The 17,778-nt window shown below is 58.7% G+C and carries 17 protein-coding genes; 5 read left to right on the top strand and 12 right to left on the bottom strand.

What is annotated here, in order from left to right; genetic code table 11:
- Positions 1-136: 136 nt before the first annotated feature.
- Positions 137-1,825: a long-chain-fatty-acid--CoA ligase FadD2 gene (gene fadD2 / locus ACOYXE_RS00415; RefSeq protein WP_460927297.1), complete on the bottom strand. Its 1,689-nt coding sequence runs from the start codon at positions 1,823-1,825 to the stop codon at positions 137-139.
- A 199-nt stretch (positions 1,826-2,024) separates the two neighbouring features.
- On the opposite strand from fadD2, the gene ACOYXE_RS00410 reads away from it, so the two are divergent.
- Positions 2,025-2,969 carry an alpha/beta hydrolase gene (locus ACOYXE_RS00410; RefSeq protein ID WP_160059148.1) on the top strand — a complete coding sequence of 315 codons (945 nt, stop codon included), beginning with the start codon at positions 2,025-2,027 and terminating at the stop codon, positions 2,967-2,969.
- 42 nt (positions 2,970-3,011) lie between these two features.
- Positions 3,012-3,482 carry a MaoC family dehydratase gene (locus ACOYXE_RS00405; protein ID WP_160059149.1) on the top strand — a complete coding sequence of 157 codons (471 nt, stop codon included), beginning with the start codon at positions 3,012-3,014 and terminating at the stop codon, positions 3,480-3,482.
- Between the two features lie 264 nt (positions 3,483-3,746).
- Here the strand turns inward: ACOYXE_RS00405 and ACOYXE_RS00400 are convergent, their stop codons facing one another.
- Positions 3,747-4,214, bottom strand: a complete 468-nt coding sequence (locus ACOYXE_RS00400) for a ferritin-like domain-containing protein (RefSeq protein ID WP_034153383.1) — start codon at positions 4,212-4,214, stop codon at positions 3,747-3,749.
- Between the two features lie 205 nt (positions 4,215-4,419).
- Here ACOYXE_RS00400 and ACOYXE_RS00395 point away from each other — a divergent pair, with 205 nt between their 5' ends.
- Both ACOYXE_RS00395 and ACOYXE_RS00390 read left to right on the top strand, forming a co-directional pair.
- Positions 4,420-4,656, top strand: a complete 237-nt coding sequence (locus ACOYXE_RS00395) for a DUF3820 family protein (RefSeq protein ID WP_003227425.1) — start codon at positions 4,420-4,422, stop codon at positions 4,654-4,656.
- A gap of 30 nt (positions 4,657-4,686) precedes the next feature.
- Entirely contained in the window at positions 4,687-5,868 is a 1,182-nt protein-coding gene (locus ACOYXE_RS00390; protein WP_160059150.1) for an aminotransferase class V-fold PLP-dependent enzyme, read from the top strand.
- On the opposite strand, the gene ACOYXE_RS00385 is transcribed toward ACOYXE_RS00390, so the two are convergent.
- The 4 genes from ACOYXE_RS00385 to zwf all read right to left on the bottom strand — a co-directional run bounded on the left by ACOYXE_RS00385 (position 5,865) and on the right by zwf (position 9,573).
- Entirely contained in the window at positions 5,865-6,443 is a 579-nt protein-coding gene (locus ACOYXE_RS00385; protein WP_160059151.1) for a peptidase associated/transthyretin-like domain-containing protein, read from the bottom strand. The genes ACOYXE_RS00390 and ACOYXE_RS00385 overlap by 4 nt on opposite strands.
- Positions 6,444-6,723: 280 nt before the next feature.
- Positions 6,724-7,389, bottom strand: a complete 666-nt coding sequence (locus tag ACOYXE_RS00380) for a bifunctional 4-hydroxy-2-oxoglutarate aldolase/2-dehydro-3-deoxy-phosphogluconate aldolase (protein ID WP_008082815.1) — start codon at positions 7,387-7,389, stop codon at positions 6,724-6,726.
- A gap of 17 nt (positions 7,390-7,406) precedes the next feature.
- Positions 7,407-8,120 (bottom strand): 6-phosphogluconolactonase, encoded by a 714-nt coding sequence (pgl, locus tag ACOYXE_RS00375; protein ID WP_160059152.1) that lies wholly within the window; start codon positions 8,118-8,120, stop codon positions 7,407-7,409.
- Positions 8,107-9,573, bottom strand: a complete 1,467-nt coding sequence (gene zwf / locus ACOYXE_RS00370) for a glucose-6-phosphate dehydrogenase (protein WP_007917863.1) — start codon at positions 9,571-9,573, stop codon at positions 8,107-8,109. The genes pgl and zwf overlap by 14 nt, the downstream gene beginning before the upstream one ends.
- Positions 9,574-9,799: 226 nt before the next feature.
- Between zwf and ACOYXE_RS00365 the strand changes: the two genes are divergently transcribed.
- Complete coding sequence (locus ACOYXE_RS00365) at positions 9,800-10,660, top strand: MurR/RpiR family transcriptional regulator (RefSeq protein WP_171057240.1); 861 nt, start codon at positions 9,800-9,802, stop codon at positions 10,658-10,660.
- A 194-nt stretch (positions 10,661-10,854) separates the two neighbouring features.
- Here ACOYXE_RS00365 and ACOYXE_RS00360 read toward each other — a convergent pair whose 3' ends face one another.
- The 6 genes from ACOYXE_RS00360 to ACOYXE_RS00335 all read right to left on the bottom strand — a co-directional run bounded on the left by ACOYXE_RS00360 (position 10,855) and on the right by ACOYXE_RS00335 (position 17,686).
- On the bottom strand, positions 10,855-11,709 hold the full coding sequence (locus ACOYXE_RS00360; RefSeq protein ID WP_007917868.1) for a D-hexose-6-phosphate mutarotase: 855 nt from the start codon (positions 11,707-11,709) through the stop codon (positions 10,855-10,857).
- Positions 11,710-11,822: 113 nt separating this feature from the next.
- Positions 11,823-13,172: a carbohydrate porin gene (locus ACOYXE_RS00355; protein WP_007917870.1), complete on the bottom strand. Its 1,350-nt coding sequence runs from the start codon at positions 13,170-13,172 to the stop codon at positions 11,823-11,825.
- 192 nt (positions 13,173-13,364) lie between these two features.
- Positions 13,365-14,525, bottom strand: a complete 1,161-nt coding sequence (locus tag ACOYXE_RS00350; RefSeq protein WP_422607883.1) for an ABC transporter ATP-binding protein — start codon at positions 14,523-14,525, stop codon at positions 13,365-13,367.
- 2 nt (positions 14,526-14,527) lie between these two features.
- Positions 14,528-15,373 carry a carbohydrate ABC transporter permease gene (locus ACOYXE_RS00345; RefSeq protein WP_007917872.1) on the bottom strand — a complete coding sequence of 282 codons (846 nt, stop codon included), beginning with the start codon at positions 15,371-15,373 and terminating at the stop codon, positions 14,528-14,530.
- A complete protein-coding gene (locus ACOYXE_RS00340; RefSeq protein WP_095048188.1) occupies positions 15,366-16,274 on the bottom strand; it encodes a carbohydrate ABC transporter permease in 909 nt (302 codons plus the stop codon). The genes ACOYXE_RS00345 and ACOYXE_RS00340 overlap by 8 nt, the downstream gene beginning before the upstream one ends.
- Before the next feature lie 110 nt (positions 16,275-16,384).
- Complete coding sequence (locus ACOYXE_RS00335) at positions 16,385-17,686, bottom strand: ABC transporter substrate-binding protein (RefSeq protein ID WP_460927290.1); 1,302 nt, start codon at positions 17,684-17,686, stop codon at positions 16,385-16,387.
- Positions 17,687-17,778 lie beyond the last annotated feature (92 nt).

Below are 17,778 nucleotides of genomic sequence, written 5' to 3'. Positions count from 1 at the left end.
CAAAAATCCTAGAACACCTTGAAAGCCCCGGTTTTCGGGGACTCAAAGCAAAAGATCGCAGCCTTCGGCAGCGCCTACAGGAAATGCATTCCAAGGTAGGAGCTGCCGATGGCTGCGATCTTTTTGCTTTTAACCGTCAGGCGATATCGCGCAACTCACGCCGCAGAATTTTCCCGACAGGCGTCATCGGTAATGACTCACGCAACACGATGTGTTTCGGCACCTTGTACGCGGTGAAATTCTCTTTGCAGTAGGCCTTGAGCTCTTCGAGACTGACCCCGGTTTCCCGCGCCACCACAAACAGCTTCACCGCCTCGCCCGAACGCTCGTCCGGCACCCCGATCACCGCGCAGTTGGCGACTTTCGGGTGCGCCATCACCACATCTTCGATCTCGTTCGGGTACACGTTGAAACCGGAGACGATGATCATGTCTTTCTTGCGATCGACGATGCGCACGAAACCGTCCGGATCGATCACCGCAATATCGCCGGATTTGAACCAGCCCTCGGCATCCAACACTTCAGCCGTGGCCTCAGGCTTGTGCCAATAGCCCTTCATGATCTGCGGGCCCTTGATGCACAACTCGCCGCGCTCGCCCATCGGCTGCTCGACGCCGTCATCGTTGATGACTTTGAGCAGCGTGCCCGGTACCGGCAAACCGACGGTGCCTAGACGCGACTGATCGCCGTACGGGTTGGTGCAGGCCACCGGCGAGGTTTCTGTGAGGCCGTAACCTTCAGTGATGCGGCACCCGGTCATCTGCTCCCAACGCTCGGCGGTGGCCTTGACCAGCGCGGTGCCGCCAGAGTTGGTGAGCTTCAGGCTGGAGAAATCGAGGGTCTTGAAATCCGCGTGTTCCATCAGCGCCACGAACAAAGTGTTCAGCCCCAGCAGCGCCGAGAACCGCCAGTTCTTCAGCTCTTTGATGAAGCCGGCAATGTCGCGCGGGTTGGTGATCAGCACGTTGTGGTTGCCGGAAACCATCATGCACATGCAGTTCGCCGTGAACGCATAGATGTGATACAGCGGCAGCGGCGCGATCATCACTTCCTGGCCTTCGCGCAGCAGCGGCTGGCCGTCCGGGCCGAGTTGGGCGAGACAGGCGCGCACTTGCTGCATGTTCGCCACCAGATTGCCATGAGTGAGCATCGCGCCTTTCGCCAGCCCGGTTGTGCCGCCGGTGTATTGCAGCACGGCGATGTCGTCGAGGCTGACCTTCAGCGGCTTGATGCCCAGACCTCGGCCCATGCGCAGCGCGCTCTTGAAGGAAATCGCCTGCGGCAGCGAATACGCCGGGACCATTTTCTTCACTTTGCTGACCACGGTGTTGACCAGCCAGCCCTTGGCGGCGGGCATCAGGTCGCCCATCTTCGCTTCGATCAGGTATTGAATGTCGGTGTCGGGCAGCACTTCTTGGACTTTCTGGCCGAACATGTTCAGGTACACCAGTGCCCGTGCGCCGGAGTCCTTGAACTGATGGCGCATCTCCCGCGCGGTATACAACGGGTTGGTGTTGACCACGATCAGCCCGGCGCGCAACGCACCGAACACGGCAATCGGGTAATGCAGGACGTTGGGCATCTGTACCGCAATGCGATCCCCCGGTACCAGATCGGTATGTGCTTGCAGGTAACCGGCGAAGGCAGCGCTCTGACGCTCAAGTTCGGCGTAGGTCAGGGTGATGCCCATATTGCTGAACGCCGGGCGATCAGCGAACTTCTTGCAGGAACGCTCGAACACCTCGATCACCGACTTGAACTCACCCATGTCGATGTCCAGCGGTACGCCGGCCGGGCGCTTGTCGTTCCAGAAATCAGGTTGCATTGTTCTTGTCCTCTTTACCTGAGCCGATGCGGGCCGCTTTCTGTCATTTCTGAAAAAGCGGAGCTTCACGGACACTAGCAGTTATGGCCATTGAGGCAAATATGGGCAAAGCCGTCATTGATCGTGTGAATCTTCCTGCCGTGGCGTGGGCTGATCAGACGCGCTATACAATGTTCCGACTCTGAGCAAAGGAATCGCCATGATCCACGACACCCTATGGCTGGACGCGAGTGACCGCAGCCGCCTGTTCGTCAATCAATGGCTGCCTACGGCGCCGTTGAAAGCGGTGATCCTGCTAGCCCACGGCATGGCTGAACACAGTGGTCGCTACGCGCGACTGGCCGACACGTTTTGCGACAAAGGATATGGCGTGTACGCCGCGGATTTACGCGGACATGGCAAAACCGCCAATCACGGAACCCTCGGCCACTTCGCCGATGACGACGGCTGGTGCAAAGTGCTCGGCGATCTGGCCAGTCTCAATCAGCACCTCGGCCAGCAGCACCCCGGCGTGCCGATCATCCTGCTGGGGCACAGCATGGGCAGCTATCTTGCCCAAGGCTATTTACTGCACCACAGCGCCAGTCTGCACGGGGCGATTCTCAGTGGTTCCAACTTTCAGCCTGTTGCGCTGTATCGCGCTGCGCGGCAAATCGCCCGTCTGGAAAAACTGCGTCAGGGTGGCAAGGGCCGCAGTGCGCTGATCGAATGGCTGTCGTTCGGCTCGTTCAATAACAAATTCAAACCGGCGCGCACACGCTTCGACTGGCTGAGTCGTGATCCCGCCGAAGTCGACCTGTACGCCAACGACCCGCTGTGTGGCTTTCGCTGCACCAATCAACTGTGGATCGACCTGCTCGGCGGCTTGCAGCAAATCAGCAAAGCGTCCAATCTCGCGCAGATCGATCCGGGCCTGCCGCTGCTGGTAATCGGCGGCGAATGTGATCCGGTGAGTGAAGGCAAGCGTCTGACAGATCTGGCCAATGCGTTGCGCACGGCCGGCAGCCAGCACCTGCAACTGAAGATCTACCCGCAGGCGCGGCACGAATTGTTCAACGAAACCAACCGCGACGAAGTGATCGCTGATGTGCTGGCCTGGATCGATCAGGCCCTGAGCCATCCACGCCCTCATCGCAGCGAATAATTTTTTGTGGATTCACTGAATCCGTCACAGGAATCGAGACCGATGACCCAGGTTACCAACATCCCTTACGAAGCCCTCGAAGTCGGCCAGACCGCCAGCTACAGCAAGACCGTCGAAGAGCGCGACATTCAACTGTTTGCCGCGATGTCGGGCGACCACAATCCGGTGCACCTGGACGCCGAGTTTGCCGCCGCGAGCATGTTCAAGGAGCGTATCGCTCACGGCATGTTCAGCGGTGCGCTGATCAGTGCTGCAGTAGCGTGCGAGTTGCCTGGGCCGGGCACTATTTATATCGGCCAGCAGATGAGTTTTCAGAAGCCGGTGAAGATCGGTGACACGCTGACAGTGCGTCTGGAAATTCTCGAGAAGTTGCCGAAATTTCGTGTGCGCATTGCCACTCGGGTGTTCAACCAGAAGGATGAGCTGGTGGTGGATGGCGAGGCTGAGATTCTGGCGCCGCGCAAGCAGCAGACGGTGACGTTGCCGACTTTGCCGGCGATCAGCATTGGGTGATTGATTGGCGGGGTGTCAGGTAAAGCTTTTCCCCCTCACCCCAGCCCTCTCCCCCATGGGGGCGAGGGGGAAAGGGAGCCGATCTCCGTGGTTTTCAGATCTTGAGTTCGACTGGATATTTCAGGTCGGCGTACCTCGACAGAACACCTGGATCAGTCCCCTCTCCCTCCGGGAGAGGGCTAGGGTGAGGGGCTCTTGCTTTGGCTTTCCCCCAGACATAAAAAAACGCCAGACTAGCTGGCGTTTTTTGTAACCGGCAAACGCTTACGAACGAGCACGAGCCTGGTTACGCAGGGCTTTCACCTGATCGTGGTTACGTTGCACACCGTGGTACTGGCGTTCAACCAGGTCACGAATACCTACCAGGTTATGCTTGTTGATCTTCTCGATGGCTTCACGATAGGCCTTCAGCGCATGGTCTTCACCACGCTCGGCTTCGTTCAGCACAGCCTCTTCGTCTTTGCCGGTGAACATGGCTTTGACGTCGACCCAACGACGGTGCAGGTCACCGCTGACGCTGGTAGAGGTTTCCGGATCGCCGCCCAACTTGCGAACTTCAGCCTGCAGTTCTGCTGCAGCGGTTGCGCAATCGGCGGATCGCGTTACAAACAGGGTTTTCAGTTCTGGATGTTTGATGTCTTCAGCACAAGTCTTGAACCCTTCCTGACCGTCTTTGCTGGTTTCAATCAGGTCATTGAGTACAGAGATGGCTTCTTTATTCATGTCGGTCATTTTTCAATTCCTCGCGATCGGTTGAAGATGCAAGGGATATTGCAGCGTGCGTGCCAGCTTTTTTATTTCTAATAAAATGTTTTAAATCAACAACTTAAATATAAGTGAACTATCTGTATCACGGTTATTTGCATGATCTGTCATTTGGCCTGCATGCAGAATGCCTGTATTTTCCTGATTGTTTTGAAGCCAGACGAAAACCCTGATGAATCCCGAAAAACTCGAACTTCTGATCACCCGCGAAATGCCCTTCGGCAAGTACAAGGGCCGGATCATTGCCGACCTGCCAGGGCCGTACCTGAACTGGTTTGCCCGAGAAGGTTTCCCGCACGGCGAACTCGGTGGCTTGCTCGCGCTGATGCAGGAGATCGACCATAACGGCCTCTCGGACTTGCTCGAACCGCTGCGCGCCAAACATGGCAAACCTGCCCCGCGCCACTGAAGCGCCCTCCTCTCTCAGAGTCAGCCGACCATGCCCGATAACACCCGACGCGCCCGTGACGAAGCCTTTTGGCAAACGTTCGCCGATCGTTACGACGTTCAACCCGGCCCCGTGAATCTGGAAAACGGTTACTTCGGGCGCATGTCGCGCACGGTGATCGAGGAGTACCAGCGCAATATCGAGCTGATCAATACGAGCAATTCGGTGTACGTGCGCCAGCGTTTCGAGCAGCACGACAACCTCGATATCCGCGCGCAACTGGCCGAGCTGATCGGCGTACATGCACAAAGCGTCGCGTTCACCCGCAACGCCACCGAAGGCTTGCAATCGCTGATCCGCAATTACAACCGCTTGCAGCCGGGCGATCAGGTGCTGATCAGTGATCTGGAATACGACACGGTCAAAGGCGCCATGCGCTGGCTGGCCAGACATCGCGGTGCAGAAGTGATCGAGATTGCCCACGCGCACCCGGCGAGCTACGACAGCCTGCTGGAGACTTACCGCGAAGCCTTCGTCGGTCATCCGAAGATCAAGCTGATGGCCCTGACTCACGTCACTCACCGCACCGGCCTGGTGATGCCCGTGCAAGCCATCGCTGCGCTCGCCAAAGAGCACGGCGTCGATGTCATCCTCGACGGCGCCCATGCGCTCGGTCAGATCGAGTTCGATCTTGAAGCACTGGGCATCTCTTTCGCCGGATTCAACTTGCACAAATGGATCGGCGCGCCACTCACCCTCGGCTTCCTCTATATCGCGCCGCAACGCTTGGCCGATATCGATCCGGATATGGGCGAAATGCATTACCCGGTGAATGACATCCGTGCGCGCACCTCGTACAGCACGCCCAACATTCCGGCGCTGATGACCTTGCCGCTGGTATTCGAGGAGCATCGTTCCCTCGGCGGTGCGCCGGCCAAAGGCGCTCGCGTCAATTATCTGCGCAATCTTTGGGTCAGCGCGGTGCGGCACTTGCCGGGCATCGAGGTAATGACGCCAGATGATCCACGGCTGTATTGCGGCATCACCTCGCTGCGTTTCACCCGCCACGATGATCAACAGGCGATGGCCGAGCGTCTGCTCAACGACTACAACCTGTTCACCGTGGTGCGCAACGGCGCAGCCAGCGGGCCGAGCATCCGCATTACACCGGGACTGACCACCACCGCTGCCGACATGCAGTTATTGGTGCGGGCGCTGAACGAACTGCGCTAAAACACCGCGCCTGTGGACTTCTCGTAGCCAGCAAGGCCGATCTGCGACGACACCGCAAAGGTGTCGACGCCGATCGTCAGGCTGCCGAAGTAGCCGTCCTCAAGACCTTCCCCGCCAATCGGTCGCAACACCAGTCGCGAAGCATCATCCCCCGCCGTTTCACAGCTACAGACATCCGGAAGATGCAGCCGTCCTGCCCAGGCCTCCTGATGTGACTGCGGGTGTTGATCATCACTAGCGATGCAAACGGTCATGGCGATGCACGAGGCCCCGCCAGAGTGCTGATCCGGGTAAATACTGGTAAACCGCACGATGCCTTGGCTGTCGGTCGACTGGGCGCCGCACAGACTGTCGGCGCCAATGTTCTGTTCGATCCGGACCTGGGCGCCAACCACTGGCTCACCGGTCATGGCGTCGACCAGGGCCAGACGCAAAACCAGGGGCAGGCCTTCGTTGCCGCCACTGATGTTGCGCACCTTGCCTTCGGTTTTGCGCCAATCGAAGCTGCCAGGGATATGAGTTTTCCGTTGCCGAAGAGGCTGATGGGGCAAGTCTGCTGATTGATGGTCGTCCATGAGGCGTTCTCTCTTCCGTAAGATGAACGCAGATTAGCGCCACGCAAACGCAGTTGTGCGGTAGCTATGTATCGCGTCGTAACGGTGTCGATGTAGGAGCTGCCGAAGGCTGCGATCTTTTGATGTTGGCGCTCAAGAGCAAGGTCAAAAGATCGCAGCCTCGTTTCACTCGACAGCTCCTACATAGCTTCTACATAGCAATTTTCAGGCAAAAAAAAACGGTGCACCGACCAAGCGCACCGTAAAGCCGTAGAACACACAACGAAGTGTCTGGTAACAATCAGTCCAGCAGCGCCAGCGCCTCGGCGGTACATTCCTGAATACGCGCCCAATCGCCGTTCTTGATCCACTCCGGATCAAGCATCCAGCTACCGCCCACGCACATGACATTTTTCAGCGCCATGTAGCTCTTGATGTTGGCCGGGCCGACGCCGCCAGTCGGGCAGAATTTCACTTCGCCGAACGGGCCGCCAAGGGCCTTGATTGCCGCCACGCCACCGCTGACTTCAGCCGGGAACAGCTTGAAGCGGCGATAACCCAGACCGTAGCCTTCCATGATGCCGGAGGCGTTGCTGATGCCCGGCAACAGCGGAATCGGGCTGTCGACGCTGGCTTCCAGCAGGTCACGGGTGATGCCCGGGGTGACGATGAATTGCGAGCCAGCGGCTTCGGCCGCCGCGAGCATGTTGCGATCGAGCACGGTGCCGGCACCGGTCATCAGTTCCGGACGCTGGTCGCGCAGGATCTGAATGGCCTTGAGGCCGAACTGCGAACGCAGGGTCACTTCCAGCGCGGTCAGACCACCGGCAGCCAGGGCGTCGGCCAATGGCAGCACGTCCTGTTCGCGAGCGATGGTGATCACCGGCAGGATCCGCGCCTTGGCGCAGAGGCTGTCGATCAGGGCAACTTTGTCCGCCATGGAAACGGTCGGGGATGGGGTTGTCATAGCGGCTGTTCCTTGGCTCATGGGCACCAGTAAATCTCTAACGTAGGTTGCAGAAACGCGCGCACCGGCATGGCGGCGACGTCGTCGGATGCCAGTGCGGCATTCAGGGTGGTCAGTTTCGACTGACCGGAAATCGACAGAATCTTGTGACGGGCCGAGGCCAGCAGCGCACGGCTCATGGTCAGACGCTGACGCGGCACGCTTGGCGCCAGCATCGGCCAGCAACGGCGTGTGCCATCAGCTTGCAGAGCTTCGGCAAGGTTCGGGCTGTCGGGGAACAGCGACGCGGTGTGGCCGTCATCTCCCATGCCCAGCACCAGCACGTCAATCGGCGGCAATTCGGCGAGCAAGCGGTCAGCCTGTTCAGCAGCCTGCTCGACGTTGGCCGCCGCGCTATACAGGCTGAGGAACTGCGCCTTGGCCGCCGGGCCTTTGAGCAAGTATTGCTTGAGCAAACCGGCATTGCTGTCAGCGTGTTCAACCGGTACCCAGCGCTCGTCGGCGAGGGTCACAACGACCTTCGACCAGTCCAGATCCTGCTTGGCCAGGTGCTGGAAAAACGCCACCGGGCTACGACCGCCCGACACCACCAGCACCGCGTTGCCGCGCGCTGCAATGGCTTCGCTCAGTTGCTTGGCAACGTTCAGCGCCTGACCTTCGGCCAACAGCACCGGGCTCTTGAATTCGTGAGCGTTCACGCCCGCAGGCAGTTGCACATCAGATATCGCCATACCACGACCTCCCGTCCCGCGTGATCAATGCAATGGAGCTCATCGGCCCCCACGACCCGGCCGCATACGGCTTGGGCGCGTCACCGGATTTTTTCCACCCGGCGATCAGCTGGTCACACCACTTCCACGCGGCTTCGATTTCATCTTTACGGACAAACAGGTTCTGATTGCCGTTCATCACTTCCAGCAACAACCGCTCGTAGGCATCGGGGATCCGCGCGCTACGCCAGGTGTCGGAGAAATTCAGTTGCAGCGGGCCGCTGCGCAGTTGCATGCCTTTGTCCAGGCCTTGCTCTTTGGTCATCACGCGCAAGGAAATACCTTCGTCCGGTTGCAGGCGGATGATCAGTTTGTTGCTGATCTGCAGGCGCTGCTCAGGGGCGAAGATGTAGTGCGACGGTTCCTTGAAATGGATGACGATTTGCGACAGTTTTTGCGGCATACGCTTGCCGGTACGCAGGTAGAACGGCACGCCGGCCCAGCGCCAGTTACGGATATCGGCACGCAAAGCGACGAAGGTTTCGGTATCGCTCTGGGTGTTGGAATTCGGTTCTTCGAGGTAGCCCGGTACGGATTTGCCTTCGCTGTGGCCGGCGATGTACTGGCCGCGCACCACCTGAGTGGTGAGGCCTTCCGGGCTGATCGGTGCCAGCGCCTTGAGCACTTTTACTTTCTCGTCACGGATGCTGTCGGCGGACAAATCGGCCGGCGGGTCCATGGCGATAAGGCAGAGCAACTGCAACAGGTGATTCTGGATCATGTCGCGCAGCTGGCCGGCCTTGTCGAAGTAGCCCCAGCGGCCTTCGATGCCAACCTTCTCGGCCACGGTGATTTCCACGTGGGAGATGTAATTCTGGTTCCACTGGGTTTCGAACAGGCTGTTGGCGAAACGCAGGGCGATCAGGTTCTGAACGGTTTCTTTGCCCAGATAGTGGTCGATGCGGTAGGTACGGTTCTCCGGGAAGAACTGCGCGACGGCGTCGTTGACCTTGCGCGAGGATTCGAGGTCGGAGCCGATCGGCTTTTCCAGCACCACGCGGGTATTTTCTGCCAGACCGACTTTCGCCAGGTTCTCGCAGATCGCGCCGTACACCGCGGCCGGCGTGGCGAAGTAGGCAATCATGCGTTGCGTGCTGCCGGCCAGTTCGGCCAGCGCCACATAATCTTCAGATCTGAGGAAGTCGACGTGCAGGTAGGTCAGGCGTGCGAGAAAACGCTCGGCGACGGCCTCGTCCAGCTCTTTGCCCACATAACGACGCAGTTCGGCGGCGATGAACGCCATGTGCTGCTGCTCGGAACCTTCTTCACGGGCCAACGCGATGATGCGCGTGTCCTCGTGCAGCAAGTCGGCGCCATCGAGATGATAAAGGGCAGGAAACAGCTTGCGCAGGGCCAGATCGCCAAGCGCGCCGAACAAGGCAAAGGTGCACGGTTCAACCGTAATCGAAGGCATGATGTTTGTTCTTTTATCAAGTTAAGCTACAAATACCTTTTTTCAAGGCATCACTCAAGGGAAAATGTAGTAATAACCACAACATTTTCGCAAAATACAGATTCCGAGTGGTGGTCGGTCGGAGCCATCAGTAGGATAGGCCACCGTTACGGGCCATATCAAAGGCCCAATTTGCATAGCCCGGCGCACCTTTGCGCAGGTGAATTAGGAATTCCATATGGACCGCGTGCGAAATTTACTGGAACAGATCCAGAGTCGCCTTGAAGACCTGAACAAGGCCGAACGCAAAGTCGCCGAGGTGATCCTGCTCAACCCGCAGCAGGCCACCCGCTTCAGCATCGCCGCCCTCGCCCAGGCCGCCTCGGTGAGCGAACCGACGGTCAACCGTTTCTGCCGTTCGTTCGGTGTCAGCGGCTACCCCGAGCTCAAGCTGCAACTGGCGCAGAGCCTGGCCAGTGGCGCGGCGTATGTCAGCCGCGCGGTCGAGGCCGACGACAATCCCGAGGCCTACACGCAGAAGATTTTCGGCAGTGCGATCGCCTCGCTGGACAGTGCTTGCCAGGCGCTCGATCCGAACCTGATCAGCCGCGCCGTCGACCTGTTGATTCAGGCGCGGCAGATCCACTTCTTCGGGCTTGGCGCTTCGGCACCGGTGGCGCTCGATGCGCAGCACAAGTTCTTCCGCTTCAACCTCGCCGTTACCGCGCACGCCGATGTGCTGATGCAGCGGATGATTGCCTCGGTGGCGCACACCGGTGAGTTGTTCGTGATCATTTCCTACACCGGCCGTACCCGTGAGCTGGTGGAAGTGGCGCGCATTGCTCGCGAGAACGGCGCTTCGGTGTTGGGTTTGACGGCGGAGAATTCGCCGCTGGCCAAGGCCAGTACCTTGAGCCTGAATATTCCGTTGCCGGAAGACACCGACATTTATATGCCGATGACTTCGCGGATCATTCAGTTGACCGTGCTGGATGTGTTGGCGACGGGGATGACGCTGCGTCGTGGCGTGGATTTCCAGCCGCATTTGCGCAAGATCAAAGAGAGCTTGAATGCGAGCCGGTATCCGGTTGGAGATGAATTCAACTAAAGATCAAAAGCCCTCACCCCAGCCCTCTCCCGGAGGGAGAGGGGGCCGACCGAGGTGTCTTGCGCTATACATCGACCTGAAATATCCAGTCGATTATGGATTCAGAACTGCACTTTCACGTCGGCGTAACTCTTCAGCATCCCGCAATCAGTCCCCTCTCCCTCCGGGAGAGGGTAGCGGTGTACTTGACACACTCAAGCCGCCGCCCACGCCTGCAAACTCAAATGCGCCTTCTCCCCCGGCGCCAGATGCAGACTGTCCGTCCCGCCCGCCGCCGCTTCAACACAGACAAACTCGGAAATCTCATCCCACGTCACGCCCAACAATGGCCGCGCACCCGGATGCCACACAACCGTGTCGGCACTGTCCCCGGTATCAATGCACAACTCACGCTGCCAGGCATGATCCTTGAGCTGCAATTCACCATCATGCTGGAACACTCGCTGACAGCCGCCATCCACCCGCAACTCGCCTTCCTGCTGGCAAACCTGGCGATTCAACTGGTCATAACCCTGCGCCCCTTCGAGCCCAGACAGCGCTATCTCGCCGACATCGCCAATACGCCAGTACGCGTGCAAAGCCTGGCTCAACTGGCACGGCATGTCGTCCTGATGCTCGGTGCTCAGGCGCAGTTCCATGCGTTCACCCAGATGCGCGTGCAGGTCAACCTGCCAGTCGCACAGCTGCAATTGCCAGTGCAGGCGCACGCCATCTTCGGCGCTGCTGCTGTCGAGCAACTTCCAGTCGAGCAAGCGCGCCCAACCATGCGATGGCCAGGCGTTTTCACTCGGATGACGACCATACCAAGGCCAGCACACCGGCACGCCACCGCGAATGGCACCCACGTGCGGCCACTTCGCCGCACACCACAACCACGGCTTTTGCCCGCGCGGCTGAAAGTGCAGCAACTGCGCGCCCTGACGACTGAACACCGCCTGACACAGCGGGTGATCGATCACCAACACGTCGCGCATCTGATAGCGCTCCCAGGCGAACACCGGTTGTTCACGCAGGGATTTGAAGAAGCGTTGTAGCGGATGCTCATGCATTTGCCACGGTTCCGAATTCATCTGTTACGGGGATTACTGCCCCTCAAAAAAAAGCGGACAGCCTTGGCTGTCCGCAAATATGCGCACATAGAGAGGAGCTTATCGCAGACGCGTTAGAACGTAGACTGAATTTTCAGGCCAGCGACCAATGCGTTGTCCACTTCATCCACACCACCCGGGTGAGTGATGTACTGCAGGTTCGGACGTACGGTCAGCCAGTTGGTGACGTGGAAGCCGTAGTTGATCTCGTAGTTGTATTCGGTTTCACGAATCGGCGAAAACACCGGATTGTCGTAGTCCGAAACACCGTTGGAAGCGTTCAGCAGCTCGGCGTTTTTCTTCACGTCATCGTTGACGTGGATACGCGCCGCGCCGATACCGACGTCATCCTTCGGACGCGCGTCGAACGGGCCTTTGTAGACAAACATCACCGACTGATAGTTGTCGATGAAGTTGGTGTCCTTGTCGTGGAACGTGGCGTTGGCCGCGATGTTCAGACCGCGAGAAGCATCACCGTTGTGGCTGGTGAGTTGCTGTTGCGCCACGAACCAGTAGCCGCTTTTGCTGCTGTGGGTTTTGTAGGCGTCGCCAGTGGTGGCGGCGTCGAAACCGTTGACGTCTTCACGAACGTCGTCGGCATCGGCCGTGCTCTTGTAGTAACCGACGCGGTATTCGCCCGGCAGGCTGTTGACCTTCGGCGACCAGACCAACTCAACCGGCAACACAGTACCTTTGGTGCCGCTGCCGCTGAGCTTGAAGCCGTTGCCGTGTTCCAGCTGCGACGGGTTCTGGTTGTACGCACCGATTTGCGCGTAGAGCTCGTCGTTGATGTTGTACTTCACACGGATCGCGGCCTGGCTGACGGGCCAGTTGTACCAGATGTTGGTCGCCCAGTTACCCACTTGGGAGCCGCAGAACGCGAGGTTCTGGAAGTCGCACGGGAAGGTGTTGAAGTCTTCGCCTTCACCGAAGTAACCGGCCTTGACGTCGAGTTTGTTGTCGAAGAACTGGTGCTGAATCCACAACTGGGTCAGACGCACCATGTGGCCACGACCGTAAACTTCTTGCGAGGAACTGAGGGTGCCGGCACGCGGATCGCCAACGCGGTCGTTGGAGATGTTGTAGCCGTTACGGTTGGTCAGCTGGATCTTCGCCTGGGTGTTATCCCAGCCCCATAGCTTTTGCAGATCGAGTGCCACGCCCAGACCGAACTGGTCAGCGTAACGCGCGGTCTTGTCGTCGTTGTAGCCACCGTTCAGGTTGCCACCGACTTCCCCAACGTAGTCGGCCTTGATGTCGATACCCTGCTCGATCAGCTTGGTACGCTCGCCCCCCCAGTCGCCGGTCATCCATTTCGAATCGGAACTGAAGGCATCCGCCGCCATGGCGTTACCGGCCAGCACCAAGGCCGCCGCAGCCGACACTTGGCAGATCAACCGGGCATTGACGTGTTTCTTTTTCATCCCTACATCCTCGTCTTTATTGTTATTAACTGTTTTTATCTAACGCGGTTTACATAAATTGCGATGCTCGACAGGCCGGGCACCGCGTGCTCCTTTGTAGGCCTTCGCCTGCTCGCGATAGCGGTGTGTCAGGTAACAACTACATCAACTGACAGGACGCAATCGCGAGCAGGCTCACTCCTACATTGATCTTCAGCGGCCTTTGAATTGCGCCACGTTCGCAGACCGCGCATCGGTCTGTGGTTGACCGGCAGTGCCGAGGCGCTCGCCGGTGTTGGCATCAAACAACAACACTTTCGACGGATCGAATTGCAGCGTCAGGCTTTCGCCCACCTGCGGTGCCACGTCCGGCGCCAGACGGCAGCAGACTTTGGTTTCATTGAGATTGACGAATACAAGGGTGTCCGGACCGGTTGGCTCGGTGACCTGCACTTCGGCACGAATGCTCGGCAGACCATTGCCCTCGCCGTTCGCCAAAACGATCTGTTCAGGGCGCAGACCAAGGATCACTTCGCGATCTTCCAGACCAGCATCCTGCATGCTCATCGGCAGCTCGCAACGCGCCTGGCCGCTGTCGAGCAGCGCCAGCAGACGGCCGTCCTTGCGTTGCAGACGCAGCGGGATGAAGTTCATCGGCGGCGAACCGATGAAGCTCGCCACAAAGAGGTTGGCCGGGTCGTTATAGATCTCTTTTGGCGTGCCGAACTGCTGAATGATGCCGTCCTTCATCACCGCCACCTTGTCGCCCAGGGTCATCGCTTCGATCTGGTCGTGGGTCACGTAGACCGTGGTGGTTTTCAGGCGCTGGTGCATCAGTTTCATTTCGGTGCGCATCTCGACGCGCAGTTTGGCGTCGAGGTTGGACAGCGGTTCGTCGAACAGATAGATCTTCGGCCGACGCGCCAGTGCACGGCCCATCGCCACACGCTGTTGCTGACCACCGGAAAGCTGACCCGGTTTGCGATTGAGCAAATGTTCGATCTGCAGCAGCTTGGCGACGCGCGCGACTTCTTCATCGATCGCAGCTTGAGGCATCTTGCGAATTTTCAGGCCGAATTCGATGTTCTCGCGCACGCTCATGGTCGGGTACAGCGCGTAGGACTGGAACACCATGGCGATGTCGCGATCTTTCGGGCTCATGCCGCTGACGTCTTGATCACCGATCATGATCGCGCCGCCGGTGATGGTTTCCAGACCGGCGATGCAGTTCATCAACGTCGATTTGCCGCAGCCCGACGGGCCAACGAGGATCAGGAATTCGCCTTCCTTGATCGACAGTTCGATGTTCTTCAGGGTGTCCGGCAGGCCGGCACCGTAGGTCTTGTTTACGTTGCGAAGTTCGAGCGTTGCCATGATTACCCCTTGACTGCGCCGGCCGTCAGCCCGCGCACGAAATACTTGCCTGCGACCACATAGACCAGCAGGGTCGGCAGGCCGGCGATCATCGCCGCTGCCATATCAACGTTGTATTCCTTGGCGCCAGTGCTGGTGTTGACCAGGTTGTTCAGCGCAACCGTGATAGGTTGCGAATCACCGCTGGAGAACACCACACCGAACAGGAAGTCGTTCCAGATCTGGGTGAACTGCCAGATCAGGCAGACCATGATGATCGGCGTCGACATCGGCAGAATGATCCGCCGGAAAATCGTGAAGAAACCTGCGCCATCCAGGCGTGCGGCTTTGACCAGCGCATCCGGAATGCTCACGTAGTAGTTCCGGAAGAACAGCGTGGTGAACGCCAGACCGTAAACCACGTGGATGAAGACCAGACCGGTGGTGGTGCTCGCCAGGCCCATTTTGCCGAGGGTGAACGAGGCAGGCAGCAGTACGGTCTGGAACGGCAGGAAGCAGCCGAACAACAGCAGGCCGAAGAACAACTGCGAACCACGGAAGCGCCAGAACGACAGCACATAACCGTTCAACGCACCGATGGCGGTGGAGATGATCACGGCCGGAACGGTGATCTTGATCGAGTTCCAGAAGTAACCGTCAACCGTGGCCCAGGCTTTGACCCAGCCGATGCCGCTGACCACGGTCGGCCAGCTCAGCAGGTTGCCGGTGCTGATGTCTTCCGGGGTCTTGAAGCTGGTCAGCAACATCACCACCAGCGGCACCAGATAAAGCAGTACGGCGAGGATCAGCACTGCGTAGATCGCGATGCGACTCAGGCTGATAGCAGGTTTGGCAGCGAGACTAGTCATTGCGCTTGGTCCTCAGCTCGGAATACAGGTAAGGCACGATGATCGCGAGGATCGCACCGAGCATCAGAATCGCACTGGCCGAGCCCATGCCCATCTGGCCGCGACTGAAGGTGAAGGAATACATGAACATCGCCGGCAGATCGGAGGAATAACCCGGACCACCGGCAGTCATCGCCGCGACCAGGTCGAAGCTCTTGATCGCGATGTGCGCCAGAATCATCACGGCACTGAAGAACACCGGACGCAGGCTTGGCAGCACCACTTTCCAGTAGATCGTCGGCATGCTCGCGCCATCGATCTGCGCGGCACGGATGATCGATTGATCAACGCCACGCAGGCCGGCGAGGAACATCGCCATGATGAAGCCCGAGGCTTGCCACACAGCAGCGATCACCAGGCAGTAGACCACGCGATCCGGGTCGATCAGCCAGTCGAGACGGAAGCCTTCCCAACCCCAGTCACGCAACAATTTGTCCAGGCCCATGCCCGGGTTGAGCAGCCACTTCCACGCAGTACCGGTGACGATCATCGAGAGCGCCATCGGGTACAGGTAAATGGTGCGGATAAAGCCTTCGCGACGGATGCGCTGGTCAAGGAACACCGCCAGCAACACGCCGATCACCAGAGTGATACCGATGAACATGCCGCCGAACACCGCGAGGTTTTTGCTCGCGACCCACCAGCGATCGTTGTCGAACAACCGCGCGTATTGCGCCAGACCGGCCCACTTGTAGTTGGGCAGGAACGTCGAGGTGGTGAACGACAGAATGAACGTCCACAGGATGTAGCCATAGAAGCCCACCAGCACGATGAACATGCTCGGCGCCAGCACCAGTTTGGGCAGCCAGCGTTGCAATGCATCGAACGGCGAGGCCTTGCTGAACACAGCAACAGAACTCATGGGGAAATCCATCATAAAAAGAGAAGAGCAGCTACAAGCTGCAAGCTGCAAGACCGCTAGAGCTCAAGCTTGTAGCTTGCGGCTCGCAGCTCGCAGCTTGCCGTTACGGCTTATTTGGACGACTTGATCGCTGCGCCAAGTTTCTTGGCGGTGTCGGCCGGGTCGGCTTTCGGGTCGTTGATGTAGTTGGTCACGACATCAAAGAACGCGCCTTGCACGGCCAGCGTGGTCGCCATGTTGTGCGCCATGCTCGGTTGCAGGCCGCCGGACTTGGCGTCAGCCAGGAAGTCCTTGGCAGCGGTCTGTGCGCAGGAATCGAAGCCCAGCGCTTCCATGTTGTTCAACATGTCGTTGCGCACCGGGATCGAGCCTTTGTTGATGCTGAAGACTTTCTGGAAGTTTTCACCCAGCACGACTTTGGCGATGTCCTGCTGACCGGCCGCAGTGCCTGCGTCCTTCTGCTTGAACACGGCCAGCGAGTCGATGTTGTAGGTGAACGCTTTGTCGGTGCCCGGGAAGGCTACGCACTCGTAGTCCTTGCCAGCGACTTTCTTGGCCGCGGTCCATTCGGACTTGGCCCAATCACCCATGATCTGCATGCCGGCCTTGCCGTTGATGACCTTGGCCGCTTCGAGGTTCCAGTCCTGACCTTTGCCGTCGGCGTCCATGTAGGTCGCGACTTTCTTCAGCTCGGTCAACGCCTTGACCATTTCCGGGCCGGTCAGCGCGGCGTTGTCCAGGTCAACCAGGGCTTTCTTGTAACCATCGACACCCATGACCGAAAGCACCACGGCTTCGAACACGGTGCTGTCCTGCCAAGGCTGACCGCCGTGAGCCAGCGGAATGAAGCCCGCAGCCTTGAGCTTGTCGCCAGCGGCGTAGAATTCTTCGAGGGTGGTCGGGTTCTTGGTGATACCGGCTTTCTTGAACACTTGCGGGTTGATCCACAGCCAGTTCACGCGGTGAATGTTCACCGGCACGGCCACGTAATCACCGTCGTATTTCACGGTATCGGAGACTTTCTTGTCGAGCAGGCTGTCCCACTTTTCCGACTTGGCGACGTCTTTCAAAACGTCAGTGTCGAGCAGACCGGTCGACGCCCATTCCTGGATGTCCGGGCCTTTGATCTGAGCGACGCCAGGCGGGTTGCCGGCGACTGCACGGCTTTTCAGCACGGTCATGGCAGTCGCACCGCCACCACCGGCGACAGCGCCGTCTTTCCAGGTGAAACCGTCTTTTTCAACTTGGGCCTTGAGCACATCAACAGCGGCTTTTTCGCCACCGGACGTCCACCAGTGCACGACTTCGACCGAACCTTTGGATTCGGCAGCGGAAACACTGAGAGGCAGAATTGCGAGCGGGAACAGGGAGGCGACAGAAATGACAGTAGCGAGGCGAGAAATCGCATTCATCTGAGATGTACCTTTCTTGTTGTTATGCATGCAAGTCTGGTGCTTGCGCTGCACAGGAGTTTAAACAGGACGTTTCCCTTCGCAGGTAACGA

Source organism: Pseudomonas sp. MC6 (assembly GCF_054790575.1).
The sequence above is the reverse complement of the archived record's forward strand: the minus strand, read 5'-3'. Positions and strand labels throughout refer to the sequence as shown.